This is a genomic window from Sphingobium sp. LMC3-1-1.1 (genome assembly GCF_040676285.1).
GTDB lineage: Bacteria > Pseudomonadota > Alphaproteobacteria > Sphingomonadales > Sphingomonadaceae > Sphingobium.
The window spans coordinates 216,806-233,047 of the sequence record NZ_JBEGHQ010000067.1; the positions used below are offsets into that span (position 1 = coordinate 216,806).

Here is a 16,242-nt window from a genome sequence, read left to right on the forward strand (position 1 = left end):
AAAGCAAGGGCTGAATCACGGCAATGTTACAGCGTCGTGACAGGGTGGGTCATGTCCGACGACACGGCGGCGACGGCATGAAAAATCCCGCCGCGCGGCAAAGGCACGGCGGGATGAGATGGTTCGTTGCGAAGGATCAGGCGGCCGCCCGGCGTTCCTTCAGCTCCTCGTTCAGCATTTCCGCGAGCAGGAACGCGAGTTCCAAGCTCTGCGCGGCGTTGAGGCGCGGGTCGCAATGGGTGTGATAGCGGTCGGCCAGCCCCTCGTCCGTGATGGCGATCGCTCCGCCGGTGCATTCCGTCACATTCTGCCCGGTCATTTCGGCATGGATGCCGCCGCCGAAGCTGCCCTCCGCCCGGTGAACGGCGAAGAAGCCACGCACTTCCGCCAAAATGCGGTCGAACGGCCGCGTCTTGTACCCGTTGGCTGCCTTGATCACATTGCCGTGCATCGGATCACAGGACCAGACCACCGGATGACCTTCGCGAAGGACAGCGCGGACCAGTTTGGGTAGGCCGGCTTCGATCTTGTCATGACCATAGCGGGTGATGAGCGTGATGCGACCGGCTTCCCGGCTCGGGTTCAGCACGTCCAGCAGGCGGATCAGCGCATCCGGCTCCAGGCTGGGGCCGCATTTCATGCCGATCGGATTGCCGATGCCGCGCAGATATTCGACATGCGCCGATCCTTCGAACCGGGTGCGATCGCCGATCCACAGCATATGGGCGGAGGTGTCGTACCAGTCGCCGGTCAGCGAATCCTGCCGGGTCAGCGCCTGCTCATAGGGCAGCAGCAGCGCCTCGTGGCTGGTATAGAAGCTGGTTCCGCCAAGCTGGGGCACGGTGTCGGGCGACAGGCCGCAGGCGCGCATGAAATCGAGCGCCTGGCCGATCTGGTCGGCCATCGCCTCGAATTTCGCGGCCCAGGGGCTGCGACCCATGAAATCCAGCATCCAGCCATGGACCCGGTCCAGGCTGGCATAGCCGCCGGTCGAAAAGGCGCGCAGCAGGTTTAGCGTCGCCGCAGACTGGTTGTAGGCGCGGATCATGCGCCCTGCGTCGGGTTCGCGCGCCTCCGCCGTGAAGGCGATGTCGTTCACATTGTCGCCGCGATAGCTGGGCAGTTCCACGCCGCCGATCGTCTCCGTATCGGAGGAACGCGGCTTGGCGAACTGGCCCGCCATGCGGCCGACCTTCACGATCGGCAGCTTGGACGCGAAGGTCAGCACCACGGCCATTTGCAGCAGCACGCGGAAGGTGTCGCGGATATTGTTCGGGTGGAACTCCGCGAAGCTCTCCGCGCAGTCGCCGCCTTGCAGCAGGAACGCCTCGCCTGCGGTCACCTTGGCAAGTTCGGCCTTCAGGCTGCGCGCTTCGCCGGCAAAGACGAGCGGGGGAAACTGGCTGAGCTGCGCCTCCACGGCGCCAAGCGCCTGGGCATCACGATAGACGGGCATCTGAATGCCCTTTTGGCTGCGCCAGCTTTCCGGCGTCCACTTCGCCGCCACGTCGAGTCTCCCAAAGATCGTAAAATAGGGGCCGCACCTACGCGCAACCAGTGGCCAACGCAAGTTTATAGCAGTTGTGGGCCGGGGGGCGTCATTTCTGGCAAGGATAATGTTCGTTGAGCGCCACGCTGACAAGGACGGAGGCGGGCGCCTGGCGTTGGTCGGGGTAGCGGGCGAGATAGGCCAGGACGATACGCTTCACTTCCTGCGCATCCATTTGGGCTGGCCAGCAATTGGGCTGAGCCCGGCCGATGAACACGTCTTTCTTGATGCCGTCCACCGCACCGACAATATAGGCGGTGCAGGCGAGCGCATATTCCGGCGCCTTGTTGCGGCATTTGGCGAGCAGGGTCGTGCCCGTCTCGAACATATAGCTTTGCGCCGGGGCAACGGGGGGCATTGTCGCCATGGCGCCAATCCCCATGAACGCTGCGGTTGCGGCTTTTAGCATGGGCGGAATATGCCCGCTTGCCTGACATAAGTACAAACGGGCGGGCTGATCCGCCGCACGCTCTGCCTCAGTGGTTGGAACCTTAAGCCGCCTCGAGTGTCAGGCGCCAGTCCCAGCGCAGCGGATCGCCGTCCATGACCTCCACCCCCCGCTCTATCAGGGCGTCGCGTATCCCGTCCGACAACGCGAACTCCTTTTCGGCGCGAGCCTGCTGGCGGCGATCCAGTTCGGCCTCGATCTCTTCGGGCATGATCGCCGCATCCCGGGGCCGGATCCGCAGGTCGGCGCGCCCGATGGTCAGCAGGTTGAGGCCCAGCGCCTGATCGAAAGCCGCGATAAGGCAGAGCTTTTCGTCCACCGGCACCTTCTTCATGGCGATGGTTTCCTCCAGCAGCGGCAGTGCGCGGGGCGTCATCAGGTCATCGCTGATCGCCGCGTCGAACTGTTCGAGCAAAGGCGCGAGCCTGGGATGCAGATTGGCGCGCAGCCAGTCGAGCCGCAGCGACTGCCATGTCACGCCCTCGGCCCGCGCCTTCAGATTTTCCACGCCCATGACAAGGCGTTTCAGGCGGGTGAGCGCGGCGCCGACATTGTCCGCGCTGAACTCCAGCTCGCTGCGATAATGCGCGCCCAGGCAAAGAAGGCGATAGGCGAGCGGATGGACGCCCGCGTCGATCAGCGAGAAGAGGGTGGTGAAGCCGCCCTTCGACTTGCTCATCTTCCCCTGTCGATCCACCAGGAAATTGTTGTGCATCCACCATTTCGCACCGGTGAAGCCCGCGGTCGCCGCGTCCGCTTCGCCGCAGCAGCTGCGGAATGCCTGGTTCTGCGCGATTTCATTGGGATGATGGATTTCGCGATGGTCGATGCCACCGGTGTGGATATCGAACGGATGGCCAAGCCGGGCTTCGCTCATGACCGAACATTCCAGGTGCCAGCCCGGCGCGCCCCTGCCCCAGGGTGAATCCCATTCCATCTGGCGCTGCTCGCCGGGTGGCGACTTGCGCCAGATGGCAAAGTCGCTGGGGTTGCGCTTTCCCGCGACCGGATCGATCCGGGCATGCGCCGCGTCGTCCCGGCCCCCGGCCAGCGCGCCATAATCGGGCACGGTGCTGATGTCGAAATAGAGGCCCGTTTCCAGTTCGTAGCAATGGGCCGGGGCGATCTTCTCCGCAAAGGCTATCATCTGCGGGACATAGTCGGTGGCGACCGTCCATTCGCTGGGAGGGATGATGTTGAGATCGGTGATGTTCTGCTTGAACGCCTGGGTATAATGGGCCGCTATGTCCCAGATGCTCTTGGCCTGGGCACGGGCCGCGGCCTCCATCTTGTCGTCGCCGGCATCCGCATCCGACGTCAGATGGCCGACATCGGTGATGTTGATGACATGGGTGACGATGAGCCCCTTCCACTGCAGGGTGCGGCGCAGTGTGTCGGTGAAGACATAGGCGCGCAGGTTGCCGAGATGGGGATAGTTGTAGACGGTCGGGCCGCAGCTGTAGACGCGGGCGTGGTTCGGCTCGATCGGGGCGAAGGGTTCCACGCTGCGCGTCAGGCTGTTGAACAGGCGCAGGGACGCGTCGGCATGCTGCTGGGCGGGGGTGAACTGGTCGCTCATGCGCGCAGCCATGCGGCGATCGGGCCAAGGCGTCAACTGGCCTTGGCATTTGTAATAAATTGTTGCTGGCAGAGCCTCCCTCCGCGCCATCCCTTGCATTGGCGCGTTTGCCCACCGATATTGCTGATGCGGGCCGGGCCCCTCTGGTGGTTGGATGATGTGACATCCAACCGCGATGTCGGACCGCATCGAGTGTGCTCGGTGCAGGTTCGTGTGCGTTTGCCCCCCTCTGACGTTGCACGAAGACCGCGCCGGGCCACTCGATCCGTCAAGACTGGTTTTTTGGATGGAGTGATAACGCCGTGAACAATCGCGTTCCTATGCCGGGCTATGGTGCGAGCCAGACGGCGCAGACCGATGCCGGGCTGCGCGCGCACATGCTGGGCGTTTTCCGCAACATGGGCCTAGGCCTGGTCATCACCGGGCTGGTCGCCGCTTTCATCGGCAATACGCCGGCGCTGGCCGCCGCGATCTTCGGCACGCCGCTCAAATGGGTGGCGATCTTCGCGCCGCTGGCCTTCGTGTTCTTCTTCAGTTTCCGCATCGAAAAGATGACGACCACAGGCGCGCGCATGGCCTTCTACGCCTTTTCGGCGGTGATGGGCGTGTCGCTCGCCAGCATCTTCCTGGTCTTTACCGGCGGATCGATCGCGCAGGCCTTCTTCTCCGCCGCGGTGATGTTCCTGGCGATGGCGCTGTGGGGCTATACCACTGGGCGCGACCTGTCCAAATTCGGATCGTTCCTGATCATGGGCCTGATCGGCATATTGGTCGCGAGCCTGATCAACATATTCATCGGCTCCTCGGCCATGGCGATGGTGATCTCGATCATCGGCGTGGTGGTTTTCACGGGTCTGACCGCCTGGGACGTTCAGCGCATCAAGTCGGAATATTTCTATTACGCTGGCCATGAAGTGGCGCAGAAGATGCAGGTGATGGGTGCGTTGTCGCTCTACCTGAACTTCGTCAACCTGTTCCAGATGCTGCTCAACCTGACCGGCGAGCGGGAGTAACAGCCAATGCGGGACCAGGCCGCTGTGTCGGCCATGCTCTGCCCGGTCTGTCATGTGGGGCTCTCCATGACGGACCGGCAGGGGGTGGAGATCGATTATTGCCCTCAATGTCGCGGCGTCTGGCTGGACCGGGGTGAACTGGACAAGATCATCGAGCGTTCGTCAGGCGGCATCCCGGCTCCGCCGGCAAGCTACCGCCCGGACCGGGGCCGCCAGGACGATGGCCGATATTATCAGAAAAAGCGGAAGAAGAGCTTTCTGGAAGAGCTTTTCGACTGACAGAAGCGGCCCTGGTTGCGGACCGTTTTTTTTGGGGCTGCGCCATAGGTGCTTTCATGGAATGCCGCTAAGAGGTCGGATACGGTCCCATCACGACGGATCGCCTTGTTCGAGTGAGTTGCATGCCGCGTATTGACGAAAAGGAATTTCAGCAGGTTACGCCAGTCATATTGGCCGGTGGATCAGGGACGCGGCTTTGGCCGCTTTCGCGCAAATCCTATCCCAAGCAGTTCGTGCCTTTGCTGGGCGATGAGACGTTGTTCCGCTCTGTCGTGCGGCGACTTTCGGGGGAAGGGAAGGGTTTCTCCTTTGGCCGCCCCGTCGTTCTGACCAACGCGGCCTTCCGCTTCATCGTTGCGGAGCAACTGGCGCAGGAGGGCGCCGATCCGCGGGCCATCATGATCGAGCCTTCGGTGCGCAACACGGCGCCCGCCATATTGGCGGCCGCGCTGCACCTGATGGCGGGCGATCCGGAGGCGGTGATGCTGGTCGCGCCCTCCGACCATGTGGTACCCGACGCAGAGGCCTTCCGCGCGGCGGTGAGTCAGGGGCTGGCGGCGGCGCGTGCCGGCGATCTGGTGACTTTCGGCATTCAGCCGACGCGGCCGGAAACGGGCTATGGCTATCTGCAGGTTGTCGCCCGGCCGGATGGATCGGGTGAACCGATCAAGTTGGCGCGCTTTGTCGAAAAGCCGGACGCGCTGCGGGCGGCCGAGATGTTGGCGAGCGGCGATCATCTCTGGAATGCGGGGATTTTCCTGTTCGCGGCGAAGGATCTGATCGCCGCCTTCGAGGTGCATGCGCCTGACGTGCTGGCTGCGGTGCGGCCGGCGGTCGAGGTCGCGGAGGGCGATCTGGGCTTCCTGCGGCTGGCGGCGGAGGCGTGGGACGGCGCGCCGGATATTTCCATCGACTATGCCATCATGGAACGGGCCGACAATCTGTCGGTCGTGCCCTATGGATCGGCATGGTCGGACCTGGGTGGCTGGGACGCGGTGTGGAGCCATGCCGGCCCGGATGCGGTCGGCGTGACGCTAAGCGGTGGCGCGACGGCCATTGATTGCAGCGATACGCTGTTGCGGTCGGACAGCGAGGGCATGGAACTGGTCGGCATCGGGCTCAGCAACATCATTGCGGTGGCGATGAACGACGCGGTGCTGATCGCGGACAAGGCGCGCGCGCAGGATGTGAAGCTGGCCGTCGAGGCGCTGAAGCAAAAGGGCGCAGCGCAGGCAGAGCGCTTTCCCAAGGATCACCGGCCCTGGGGCTGGGTGGAAGGTCTGCTGGCCGGCGATCGTTTCCAGGTGAAGCGGATTGTGGTGCAGCCAGGGCAGTCGTTGAGCCTGCAGAGCCATTTCCATCGGTCGGAACATTGGATCGTCGTCGAAGGAACCGCCAAGGTCACGGTGGACGACGACGTGACGCTGCTGACGGAAAACCAGTCGCTTTATGTCCCTTCGGGCGCGAGGCATCGAGTGGAGAATCCGGGCAAGATACCCGTGGTCTTCATCGAGGTGCAGACCGGCACCTATTTCGGGGAGGATGACATCGTGCGGTACGAGGATCGATACGCGCGGAAGTGAAGCTCACCCGTCATCCCGGCTTGCGCTGGGACGACGGGTCGGGAAAGGGACTTCGGAGTATTTTTCAAGTTGACCGTTTACGGCCAACGGCTCGGGAAATGCGGCATCAAAAGACTGGAGCGTTTCCTCTCACAGGAAAGCTTTAATGCGCTGCGCCCCAGCTTGGGCCATGGCCGATTTCCACCCCCAGCGGCACGCTGAGCTTCACGATCGGTTCGGCAGCAGTCTCCATCACGCGCCGGATAATGGCGCTCGCCTGCTCCACGTCGCTTTCGGGCAGTTCGAAGACCAGTTCGTCGTGAACCTGCAGCAGCATCTTGACCTGGTGCAGCCCTTGGGCCGCGAGCGCCGGTCCCATGCGGGCCATGGCGCGCTTGATGATGTCGGCGCTGGTGCCCTGGATCGGCGCATTGATCGCGGCGCGTTCGGCGCCCTGGCGCTCGTGCTGGATGGATGCCTTGATGCGGGGGAACCACGTCTTCCGGCCGAACAGCGTCTCCGTATAGCCTTTGGAGCGCGCCTTTTCGATCGTGTCGGTGATGTAGAGGCTGATGCCGGGGAAGCGTTCATAATAGCGGCTGATCATGTCCTGCGCCTCGTCGGCGCTGATCTCCAGCCGTCCGGCAAGGCCCCAGCGGCTGATGCCGTACAGGATCGCGAAGTTGATGGTCTTGGCCCGGCCGCGCGTGTCGCGATTGACCTCTCCGAAGAGTTGCTGCGCGGTGGCGGCATGGATGTCCTCGCCGTTCGCGAACGCCTCCTTCAGCGCGGGCACGTCCGCCATATGGGCCGCAAGGCGCAGCTCGATCTGGCTGTAGTCGGCCGCCAGAATGACATTGCCCGGCTCTGCGACGAAGGCGTGGCGGATTTGCCGGCCGACTTCGGTGCGGATCGGGATGTTCTGGAGATTGGGGTCGGTCGATGACAGGCGGCCGGTCTGCGCGCCGGACAGGCTGTAACTGGTGTGGACGCGGCTGGTGTCCTTGTTGATCTGCGCCTGGAGCGCGTCGGTATAGGTGGACTTGAGCTTGGAAAGCTGCCGCCAGTCGAGGATCCTGCCCGCTATTTCCGCGCCCTGGGCCTTGAGCTGCTCCAATATGGTGACGTCGGTCGAATAGGCGCCGGACTTGCCCTTCTTCCCGCCCTTGTAGCCCATCTTGTCGAACAGGATCGCGCCCAGTTGCTGGGTCGATCCGATGGCGAAGGGCTGGCCCGCGAGGCCATGGATCTCGCCTTCCAGCTTTGCGATCTCGGCGGTGAATTCCGTTGAGAGACGGGAAAGGGCCTCGCGGTCGACCTTGATCCCTTCATGCTCCATCTTCGCGATCACCGCGACGAGCGGGCGGTCCACCAGTTCGTAGACGCGACTGGCGCCTTCGTTCGCGACGCGGCTCTTGAACAGCTTCCACAGGCGAAGCGTGACGTCGGCATCCTCCGCCGCATATTCAGTCGCCTTGTCGAGCGGGACTTCGGCGAAGCTGATCTGGCTCTTGCCGGTGCCGCAGACGTCCTTGAAGCTGATGCATGTGTGCCCCAGGTGAACCTTCGCCGCCTCGTCCATGCCGTGGCCTGCCAGGCTCTGCCCCGCGTCGAGGTCGAAGCTCATGACGATGGTGTCGTCATAGGGGGCGATCTCTATCCCGTGGCGGCGCAGGACGGTGATGTCATATTTGAGGTTCTGGCCGATCTTGAGGACGCTGTCGTCCTCCAGCAGCGGCTTCAATCTGGCGAGGACCAGATCCCTGGGAAGCTGTTCGGGCTTCTCCGCGAACATGTCCTTGCCGCCATGGCCGACCGGAATGTAGCAGGCCGCGTTGGGACCGACGGCGAGGCTGACGCCCACCAGCGCGCAGGACACGCAGTCGAGCATGTCCGTCTCCGTATCGACGGCGACCAGCCCCTCGGCCCGGGCGGCGGCGATCCAGCGGTCGAGCGCGTCTTCCGTCACCACCGTTTCATAGAGGCTGCGGTCGATCGGCGGTTCTTCCTCCAGCACCGGGGCCGAGGGGGCGGCGCGTTCGGTGACGGCGGCGGCTGCGGTCGCGACCGCCACGGCCGCGGCGGGGGCGCCGGCGCGGGCGAGCAGCGATTTGAAGCCGTGATGTTCGAGGAAGGCCTGCAGCGGTTCGAGCGGAATCCCTTTGAGCGTCAGGTCGTCGAGCGGTTCGGGCAGGTCCATGGCATCATGCAGCGCCACCAGCCTGCGCGACAGGCGGGCCATGTCCGCATGTTCGATCAGGTTTTCCTGCATCTTCGACTTCTTCATGCCCGGCGCGGCTTCCAGCGCGGCTTCCAGGTCGCCATATTCGGTGATCAGCTTGGCAGCGGTCTTGGGGCCGATGCCCGGAATGCCGGGAACATTGTCGACGCTGTCGCCCATCAGGGCGAGGACGTCGCCCAGCTGATCGGGCCGGACGCCGAATTTCGTCATCACATATTCCGCCCCGCGCCGCTCGTTCTTCATCGTGTCGTACATGTCGACGCCGGGTTGGATGAGCTGCATCAGATCCTTGTCGGAGCTGACGATCGTGACGTGCCAGCCTGCCGCGACGGCGGCCTTCGTGTAGCTGGCGATGATGTCGTCGGCCTCGAAGCCGGCTTCCTCTATGCAGGGCAGGGAGAAGGCGCGGGTGGCGTCGCGGATCATCGGGAACTGGGGGACCAGATCCTCCGGCGCCGGGGGACGGTTCGCCTTGTAGGCGTCATACATGTCGTTGCGGAAGGTGTGGCTGCCCTTGTCCAGCACCACGGCAAGATGGGTCGGCCCTTCGGCCTTGCCCAGTTCATCGGCCAGTTTCCAGAGCATGGTGGTATAGCCATAGACCGCGCCGACGGGCTGGCCATGCTTGTTGGTAAGGGGCGGAAGCTGGTGATAGGCGCGGAAGATATAGCCGCTGCCGTCGACCAGATAGAGATGATTCTGAGGCATGGGGAGGGGATAGCGGGTTATGCGGGGGGCCTCCAGTGGCGTTGTTGGTTGCCGGCGGTGCGGCCGTCCCCCTCATGCCCGGCGAGCGGGCGTCCGGTTTGTTGATCCAAAGGAAATTGGATGCCGGCCGAAGCGGACAGGCCGGCGGAGAGGGCGGATTTACGTCATTTTTTGCCGAAGTTCACACCATATGCGCGCGCATGCCCGCGCGCGCGTGGAAGGCGGGCCATGATTTTTCACGATGTTTCAAAGAGCGGGCGGGATAGGCCCGCCCGCCTGCTGTAGGACAGCCAAAAGCGGCCCTTGTTGGAGAAATAGGACGTTTTTCGGCCGCTCTGTAGCTTTCCGGTCACGCCATGGGGCGGGGTCGAACTATCTGCTACCAGCTGAGCGGCAGGCTATCGACGGTGATGTTGACGCCCGTCGTGATCTTCGGCCTTGCTTCGGGGTCAAGGCCGAAGTCAGGGATGCGTTTCAGCCATTCCTGCAGCATGACCTTGATTTCCGCGCGGGCCAGCATGGAGCCGGGGCAGACATGCGGCCCCGCGCCGAAGGTTGCCTTGGTGGGTGATTTCCGCGCGAAGTCCACCGTAAGAGGGTCGGCGTAAATGGTCGTGTCGACCGCGCCGGTGGGGGTGGACAGCATCACCATGTCCCCCGCCCGCATCGCCACGCCGTGGAAATCCATGTCCCTGGCGGCCGACCGGGCCGGGTTGGTGAGCGAGAAGCGGCGCAGGAATTCCTCGATCGCGTTCGGCAGGAGATTCTCATCGGCCAGAAGCGCATGGCGATGTTCCGGCCGCTGGGCGAGGAACCACATGATCTGGCTCATCATCGTCGCCACCGTGTCCAATCCGCCGATCAGCAGGAGCAGGCAGACGCCGACGGCATCCTCGATCCTGATCAGGTCGCCTTCGACCTGCGCCGTCGCGATGTGGCTGATCAGGTCGCTGCCCGGCGCGGCGCGGCGTTCGGCGACACGCTGGCCGATATATTGCGCCAGTTCCGCCATGGCCGCGCCCTTGTCGGCGCTGGCCTGCACCTGCTTGGCGGCGAGCGGCAGGAGGCGCAGCCTGTCCTCCTCCGGCAGGCCGAGCATCCGCATGAAGATGCGGATGGGCAGATGCTGGGCAAATTCCGTCACGAATTCGCAGCGGCCCCTGGGTGCTATCTCATCGATCAGTTCGATCGCCAGCGACCGGGCGTCCTTTTCCAGGTCCTTCACGCGGACAGCGGTGAAGGCCGAGGCGAACAGCTTGCGATAGACCTGCTGGCGCGGCGGATCTTCCTCGATCGGGATCAGCCGGGGACGCAGGCCCATATTGGCCTGAAAGCGCGAATCTACCGAGACGCCGTTGCGCGAGGTGAAGCGTTCCGGATCGGCAAAGGCTTCCATGATGTGGTCGCGGCGCTTCAGCACCCAATGGCCGCCATTATAGGGGGACCAGAATATATCCGGTATGGCCGCATCGTTGAGCCGGCTGAATGCCGTCTGATAATCTTCATCGGCCAGGATCGGGTGGTAGGCGTCGAAATCCGCCACCAGTTCCGCTGGCACATGAGGCGGAATGTCACTGACCTGTGCAGGCTGCGTTGCCATGGGTGTCTCCATCATTTGGACGAAGAGCTAGAAAGGCGGCGCAGGATCGTAAATCCGGCGCATCGTCAAATCACATGGCCGATGCGACGCGCCGCGCGGGATGGCGGCTGCGTCGCAAGGGACAGGCTGTCAGCGGCCCACGCGGTCGAGCAGGGCGGTGAGATCGTCGGGGGCGGAATAGAAGGGCGAATGATCGGTGTCGAGGGATGCGGTCGCGCAGGGCTGCGCCGTCACCATCGCGCGTTGCAGTCCGGGCAGGACCGATTCATCCCGTTCGCAATGAATATAGGTGCGCGGCACCGTGCCGTAGCGTGCCGCCGTCAGATGGATGGGCGCGTCGCGCATGGAGGTGGGTTCGGGCGTCAGGCGCGCGAATGCCGCCGCCGCCTGGGCTTCGGACGTCATGCCGTAGAAGGCGCGCAAGGCCGTATCCTGGTCATGCCAGAGGCTGGTGCGGCCGTCCTGCGCCATGCTGATGGAGCCCGCGACATGGGGCGTGCGCGCTTCCGTGCTGTTGTCGAAGATCTCCGCCATGCTTTGCCCCGGCAGGGCCATCACCGCCGCCAGGTAAACGATGTGGGAAACCGCGTCGGGCGCCAGTTCTGCCGCCCGGCTGACGACGATGCCGCCCCGGCTGTGGCCGACAAGGATGGCCGGTTCGTCCGCGGCCCGGGCCATGCCCGCCACGAACATCGCCCATTCCTCGAGCGTGGCGACGTGGCCCGATGGCGCGTCGGCGCCCATGCCCGGCAGGTCGGGCGCGCGAACATCATGTCCGAGCGCTTGCAGCCGTGGCGCGATCTCTTCCCAGCACCAGCCGCCATGCCAGGCGCCATGGATCAATATGTAGCGCGCCATTCTGCCATCCTCCGATTGCCTGACCAGTGCCCGGCACCAATCGTCCGGAAATCGGCGCAGGTTCTTGTTGTCGCATCATTTCGGAAGGGGCCGGTTCCGACCCTTTCCGAACGATGCTTCCAATAGAGGCGACAGGTCGCAGCCCGCAATGTCCAGCGGCGGTCATCGCATATGTGGACAGGAGCGGCGTCCTGGAGCGATTTCCAAGCGATCGGAACCGATCGCTGATCAAGAAATCGCGAAAAACAAGGAATCCAGAGCGGCGATCTGATTCAATCAGATCGAACCCGCTCTAGAGAATCTCATGGACCCGTTCGGGAGGGCGGGCGATGACGACGCCCTTGTCCGTGATGACGATGGCGCGCTCGATCAGGATCGGGTGCGCGGCCATCGCGTCCAGCACGGCCTTGTCGTCCTGCACATCAAGGCCGATTTCCTTGACGACGCCTTCGCCCTTGCGGATCGCTTCGGAAGGGCGGACGCCCGCCCTTTTCAGCACGGCCTCGATTTCGACGCGGCTGGGCGGGGTCTTGAGATATTCGACGACCTCCACATCGACGCCCGGCGCCTCCTCCAGGATCGCGAGCGCCGCCCGCGACTTGGAGCAGCGCGGATTGTGCCAGATGGTCGCCCTCATGCCGTCATGGCCTTCACTGCGCCTCGTCCCTTGCCAGCCATTCTTCCAGCCACTTGATCGTATAGTCGCCGTTGAGGAAATCGGGATCGGTCAGCAGCTTCTGGTGGAGCGGGATCGTGGTCTTCATCCCCTCGATCACATATTCCTCCAGCGCGCGCTTCAGCCGCATGATGCAGCCCTCGCGGGTGCGGCCATAGACGATCAGCTTGCCGATCATGCTGTCATAATAAGGCGGCACCCTGTAGCCCTGATAGAGGCCGCTATCGACGCGGACGTGCATGCCGCCGGGAACATGATAGCTGGTGACGGTGCCCGGAGAGGGGGCGAATGTCCTGGGATCCTCCGCATTGATGCGGCATTCGATGGCATGGCCGGTAAAGACCAGATCCTTCTGCTCGACCGAGAGCGGCTTGCCCTCCGCCACGCGGATCTGTTCGCGCACCAGGTCGACGCCGGTGATCATCTCCGTCACCGGATGCTCCACTTGAAGGCGGGTGTTCATCTCGATGAAGTAGAATTCGCCGTCTTCCCAGAGGAATTCGATCGTGCCGGCGCCGCGATAGGCCATGTCGGCCATCGCCTTGCGCACGACTTCGCCCATGCGGTTGCGCTCGGCGGCGGAAAGGACGGGGGAGGGCGCCTCCTCCAGCACCTTCTGGTGGCGGCGCTGGAGCGAGCAGTCGCGCTCGCCCAGATGGATGGCGTTGCCGTTGCCGTCGCCGAACACCTGAAATTCGATATGCCGGGGATTGCCCAGATATTTTTCCATATAGACGGTGTCGTCGCCGAAGGCGGCCTTCGCCTCGCTGCCTGCCTGCTTCATCAGCGTTTCGAGCTGGTCTTCGGAGGGCACGACCTTCATGCCGCGCCCGCCGCCGCCCGATGCCGCCTTGATGAGGACGGGGTAGCCGATCTTCGCGGCCACTTCCTTCGCTTCCTCGACGCTGGTGATCGCGCCGTCGGAACCGGGGACCAGCGGCAGGCCGAGCGCGCCGGCGGTGCGCTTTGCCTCCACCTTGTCGCCCATGATGCGGATATGTTCGGGCTTCGGCCCGACAAAGGCGATGTTATGCGCCTCCACGATCTCCGCGAACTGGGCGTTTTCCGACAGGAAGCCGTAGCCCGGATGGATCGCGTCCGCGCCGGAGATTTCGGCGGCGGAGATGATCGCGGCGACGTTGAGATAGCTGTCCTTCGCGGCCGGCGGGCCGATGCAGATCGCCTCGTCGGCAAGGCGCACATGCATGGCGTCGGCGTCGGCGGTCGAATGGACGGCCACCGTCTTGATGCCCATTTCATGGCAGGCGCGGTGGATGCGGAGCGCGATTTCGCCCCGGTTCGCGATCAGCAGCTTTTCAATGGCCATGTGTGAAGCGGCCCTTATTCGATGACGATCAGCGGCTGGTCATATTCGACCGGCTGGCCATTATCGACCAGGACGGCCTTGACCGTGCCCGCCTGGGGGGCGGTGATAGCGTTCATGACCTTCATGGCCTCGACGATCAGCACGGTGTCGCCTGCCTTCACGGTGGAGCCGACGGCCGCATAGGGCGTGGCGCCCGGTTCGGCGGCGAGATAGGCGGTGCCAACGATGGGCGAGCGGATGGCGTTGGTCGCGGCCGGCGCCTCCGCCGGAGCGGCAGCAGCGGCAGGCGCGGCGACCGGAGCGGCCGCGACCGGAGCCGGGGCGGCGATATAGGCGGGTGCGGCGTTGCCGCCCGCCTTGCGCGCGACGCGGATCTTCCGGTCGCCGTCTTCCACCTCGATTTCCGTCAGGTTGGTGTCGTCGAGCAGCGCAGCGAGATCGCGCACCAGTTGAACGTCCACCTGCATTGCGCCCTTTTCAGCCTTGTCGTTCATTTTCATTCCCTGGACGGTGAATTTCGTGTTCCGATGCCCGCGCCTATGCGCATTTGCGCCGGAGCGCAACTTATGTGCGTCGAGTTACAGTTCGAGCGCCGCTTCCAGCGCCAGCATGTAGGACAGGGCGCCAAAGCCCGCGATGGTGCCCTTCGCCGCCATGCCGATATAGCTTTTATGGCGGAATTCCTCGCGCCGGTGCGGGTTGGACAGATGTACCTCGATCACCGGGACGGTGATGGCCTTGATCGCGTCGTGCAGCGCGACGGAGCTGTGGGTAAGGCCGGCGGCGTTGAGGATGACGGCGTGCGCGCCCTCCGCATGCGCCTCCTGCAACCAGTCGATGAGATGGCCTTCATGGTTGGACTGGCGGAAATCGATCTCCACATGGGCGCGGTTGGCGGCGTCCTCCATTCGCTCGGCAATGTCGTCCAGCGTGTCATAGCCGTAGATTTCCGGCTCCCGCGTGCCGAGCATGTTGATGTTGGGACCGTTCAGGACATAGATTTTGCGCGTTTCGGTCATGACGGTCCCCTTGAGGTTGCGGGTGGGGCGTTGACGCCCCTATATGCGCGCTGATCTTTAGCCCTTCGTGTCGCGCCAAGTCGAGACACCTTGTTTGACAGGACCGGATAGTGAGCGTCGACGGAACCATCTCCATCCATATCAATGGCGAGCATCGCCGCATCCGCGCGGGCATGACGCTGGCGGAACTGGCGAGCGAACTGGGTTTCGTGCCGGAAAAGGTGGCGGTGGAACGCAATCTGGAGGTGGTGCCGCGATCGACCCTGGCGCAGGTGTGCGTCGAGGATGGGGACGAGTTGGAGATCGTGCATTTTGTGGGCGGCGGCGATGTGTCGCCGGTGGATGAGGATAGCTGGACCGTGGCGGGCCGGACCTTCCGATCGCGCCTGATCGTCGGCACGGGTAAGTACAAGGATTTCGAGCAGAATGCGGCGGCGGTCGCGGCTTCGGGGGCGGAGATCGTCACCGTGGCGGTGCGGCGCGTCAATGTATCGGACCCCAAGGCGCCGATGCTGACCGACTTTATCGATCCCCGGAAGATCACCTATCTGCCCAATACGGCGGGCTGCTACACGGGCGAGGAGGCGATCCGGACCTTGCGCCTGGCGCGTGAGGCGGGCGGATGGGATCTGGTGAAGCTGGAAGTGCTGGGCGAGGCGCGGACGCTCTATCCCGACATGGTGGAAACGCTGCGGGCGACGGAGATATTGGCCAGGGAAGGCTTCAAGCCGATGGTCTATTGCGTCGATGATCCGATTGCGGCGAAGCGGCTGGAGGATGCGGGCGCGGTGGCGATCATGCCGCTGGGCGCGCCGATCGGGTCGGGCCTGGGCATCCAGAATCGCGTGACCATCCGGTTGATCGTGGAGGGAACCAGGCTGCCGGTGCTGGTCGACGCGGGCGTGGGTACCGCGTCCGAAGCGGCGCAGGCGATGGAACTGGGCTGTACCGGCGTGCTGATGAACACCGCGATTGCCGAGGCGAAGGATCCGGTGCTGATGGCGGCGGCGATGAAGGCGGGGGTCGAGGCGGGCCGCATGGCCTATCGCGCCGGCCGCATGGGCAAGCGCATGTATGCCGATCCGTCGAGCCCGCTGGCGGGGTTGATCTGATTTTCTGAAGTCCGAACTGGGCTCCTGCCTGTGCAGGAGCACGGCCGCATGTTTTCGCGATCGCAGCAAATTGACCCATTGCCGGGTTGCTTCTATCTCCTTGGGCGGATTCCCGGACAGGAGGACTGGCGATGGTGAACAAGCTTTACCCCGATGCTGCGCGCGCGTTGGAGGGGCTTCTCTTTGACGGGATGCATTTGTGCGCGGGCGGATTTGGGCTGTGCGGGATACCGGAACGGCTGATCGACGCGATCCGCGACAGCGGGGTCA

The 16,242-nt window shown here is 64.0% G+C and carries 15 protein-coding genes; 5 read left to right on the forward strand and 10 right to left on the reverse strand.

Annotated features, from left to right (window positions below):
• Positions 1–136 precede the first annotated feature (136 nt).
• From MRBLMC3_RS21040 to cysS, 3 genes are all read right to left on the reverse strand, one after another.
• Positions 137–1,507 carry a class II 3-deoxy-7-phosphoheptulonate synthase gene (locus MRBLMC3_RS21040; protein WP_363832080.1) on the reverse strand — a complete coding sequence of 457 codons (1,371 nt, stop codon included), beginning with the start codon at positions 1,505–1,507 and terminating at the stop codon, positions 137–139.
• A gap of 91 nt (positions 1,508–1,598) precedes the next feature.
• On the reverse strand, positions 1,599–1,916 hold the full coding sequence (locus MRBLMC3_RS21045; RefSeq protein ID WP_363738024.1) for a Rap1a/Tai family immunity protein: 318 nt from the start codon (positions 1,914–1,916) through the stop codon (positions 1,599–1,601).
• 124 nt (positions 1,917–2,040) lie between these two features.
• Entirely contained in the window at positions 2,041–3,576 is a 1,536-nt protein-coding gene (gene cysS, locus MRBLMC3_RS21050; RefSeq protein ID WP_363832082.1) for a cysteine--tRNA ligase, read from the reverse strand.
• 320 nt (positions 3,577–3,896) lie between these two features.
• Here cysS and MRBLMC3_RS21055 point away from each other — a divergent pair, with 320 nt between their 5' ends.
• The 3 genes from MRBLMC3_RS21055 to MRBLMC3_RS21065 all read left to right on the forward strand — a co-directional run bounded on the left by MRBLMC3_RS21055 (position 3,897) and on the right by MRBLMC3_RS21065 (position 6,451).
• Positions 3,897–4,589, forward strand: coding sequence for a Bax inhibitor-1/YccA family protein (locus MRBLMC3_RS21055; protein WP_363832115.1), 693 nt, complete (start codon positions 3,897–3,899; stop codon positions 4,587–4,589).
• 6 nt (positions 4,590–4,595) lie between these two features.
• A complete protein-coding gene (locus MRBLMC3_RS21060) occupies positions 4,596–4,868 on the forward strand; it encodes a zf-TFIIB domain-containing protein (protein WP_363738028.1) in 273 nt (90 codons plus the stop codon).
• A gap of 122 nt (positions 4,869–4,990) precedes the next feature.
• Positions 4,991–6,451 carry a mannose-1-phosphate guanylyltransferase/mannose-6-phosphate isomerase gene (locus MRBLMC3_RS21065; RefSeq protein WP_363832084.1) on the forward strand — a complete coding sequence of 487 codons (1,461 nt, stop codon included), beginning with the start codon at positions 4,991–4,993 and terminating at the stop codon, positions 6,449–6,451.
• A 142-nt stretch (positions 6,452–6,593) separates the two neighbouring features.
• On the opposite strand, the gene polA is transcribed toward MRBLMC3_RS21065, so the two are convergent.
• The 7 genes from polA to aroQ form a co-directional block, all read right to left on the reverse strand.
• Complete coding sequence (gene polA, locus MRBLMC3_RS21070; protein WP_363832087.1) at positions 6,594–9,380, reverse strand: DNA polymerase I; 2,787 nt, start codon at positions 9,378–9,380, stop codon at positions 6,594–6,596.
• A 379-nt stretch (positions 9,381–9,759) separates the two neighbouring features.
• Positions 9,760–10,980 carry a cytochrome P450 gene (locus MRBLMC3_RS21075; RefSeq protein WP_166666371.1) on the reverse strand — a complete coding sequence of 407 codons (1,221 nt, stop codon included), beginning with the start codon at positions 10,978–10,980 and terminating at the stop codon, positions 9,760–9,762.
• Between the two features lie 129 nt (positions 10,981–11,109).
• Positions 11,110–11,838 (reverse strand): alpha/beta fold hydrolase, encoded by a 729-nt coding sequence (locus MRBLMC3_RS21080; RefSeq protein ID WP_363738034.1) that lies wholly within the window; start codon positions 11,836–11,838, stop codon positions 11,110–11,112.
• A 292-nt stretch (positions 11,839–12,130) separates the two neighbouring features.
• Positions 12,131–12,475 (reverse strand): arsenate reductase (glutaredoxin), encoded by a 345-nt coding sequence (arsC, locus tag MRBLMC3_RS21085; protein WP_363832090.1) that lies wholly within the window; start codon positions 12,473–12,475, stop codon positions 12,131–12,133.
• A gap of 13 nt (positions 12,476–12,488) precedes the next feature.
• Entirely contained in the window at positions 12,489–13,841 is a 1,353-nt protein-coding gene (gene accC / locus MRBLMC3_RS21090) for an acetyl-CoA carboxylase biotin carboxylase subunit (RefSeq protein ID WP_133653305.1), read from the reverse strand.
• A gap of 14 nt (positions 13,842–13,855) precedes the next feature.
• Positions 13,856–14,335, reverse strand: a complete 480-nt coding sequence (gene accB, locus MRBLMC3_RS21095) for an acetyl-CoA carboxylase biotin carboxyl carrier protein (protein ID WP_363832093.1) — start codon at positions 14,333–14,335, stop codon at positions 13,856–13,858.
• An 84-nt stretch (positions 14,336–14,419) separates the two neighbouring features.
• Positions 14,420–14,860: a type II 3-dehydroquinate dehydratase gene (gene aroQ, locus MRBLMC3_RS21100; protein WP_133653307.1), complete on the reverse strand. Its 441-nt coding sequence runs from the start codon at positions 14,858–14,860 to the stop codon at positions 14,420–14,422.
• A gap of 110 nt (positions 14,861–14,970) precedes the next feature.
• On the opposite strand from aroQ, the gene thiS reads away from it, so the two are divergent.
• Both thiS and MRBLMC3_RS21110 read left to right on the forward strand, forming a co-directional pair.
• Entirely contained in the window at positions 14,971–15,972 is a 1,002-nt protein-coding gene (gene thiS, locus MRBLMC3_RS21105) for a sulfur carrier protein ThiS (RefSeq protein WP_363738041.1), read from the forward strand.
• A gap of 131 nt (positions 15,973–16,103) precedes the next feature.
• Positions 16,104–16,242 (forward strand): CoA-transferase (locus MRBLMC3_RS21110; protein WP_363756247.1); only part of this gene is annotated, 139 nt, incomplete at its 3' end.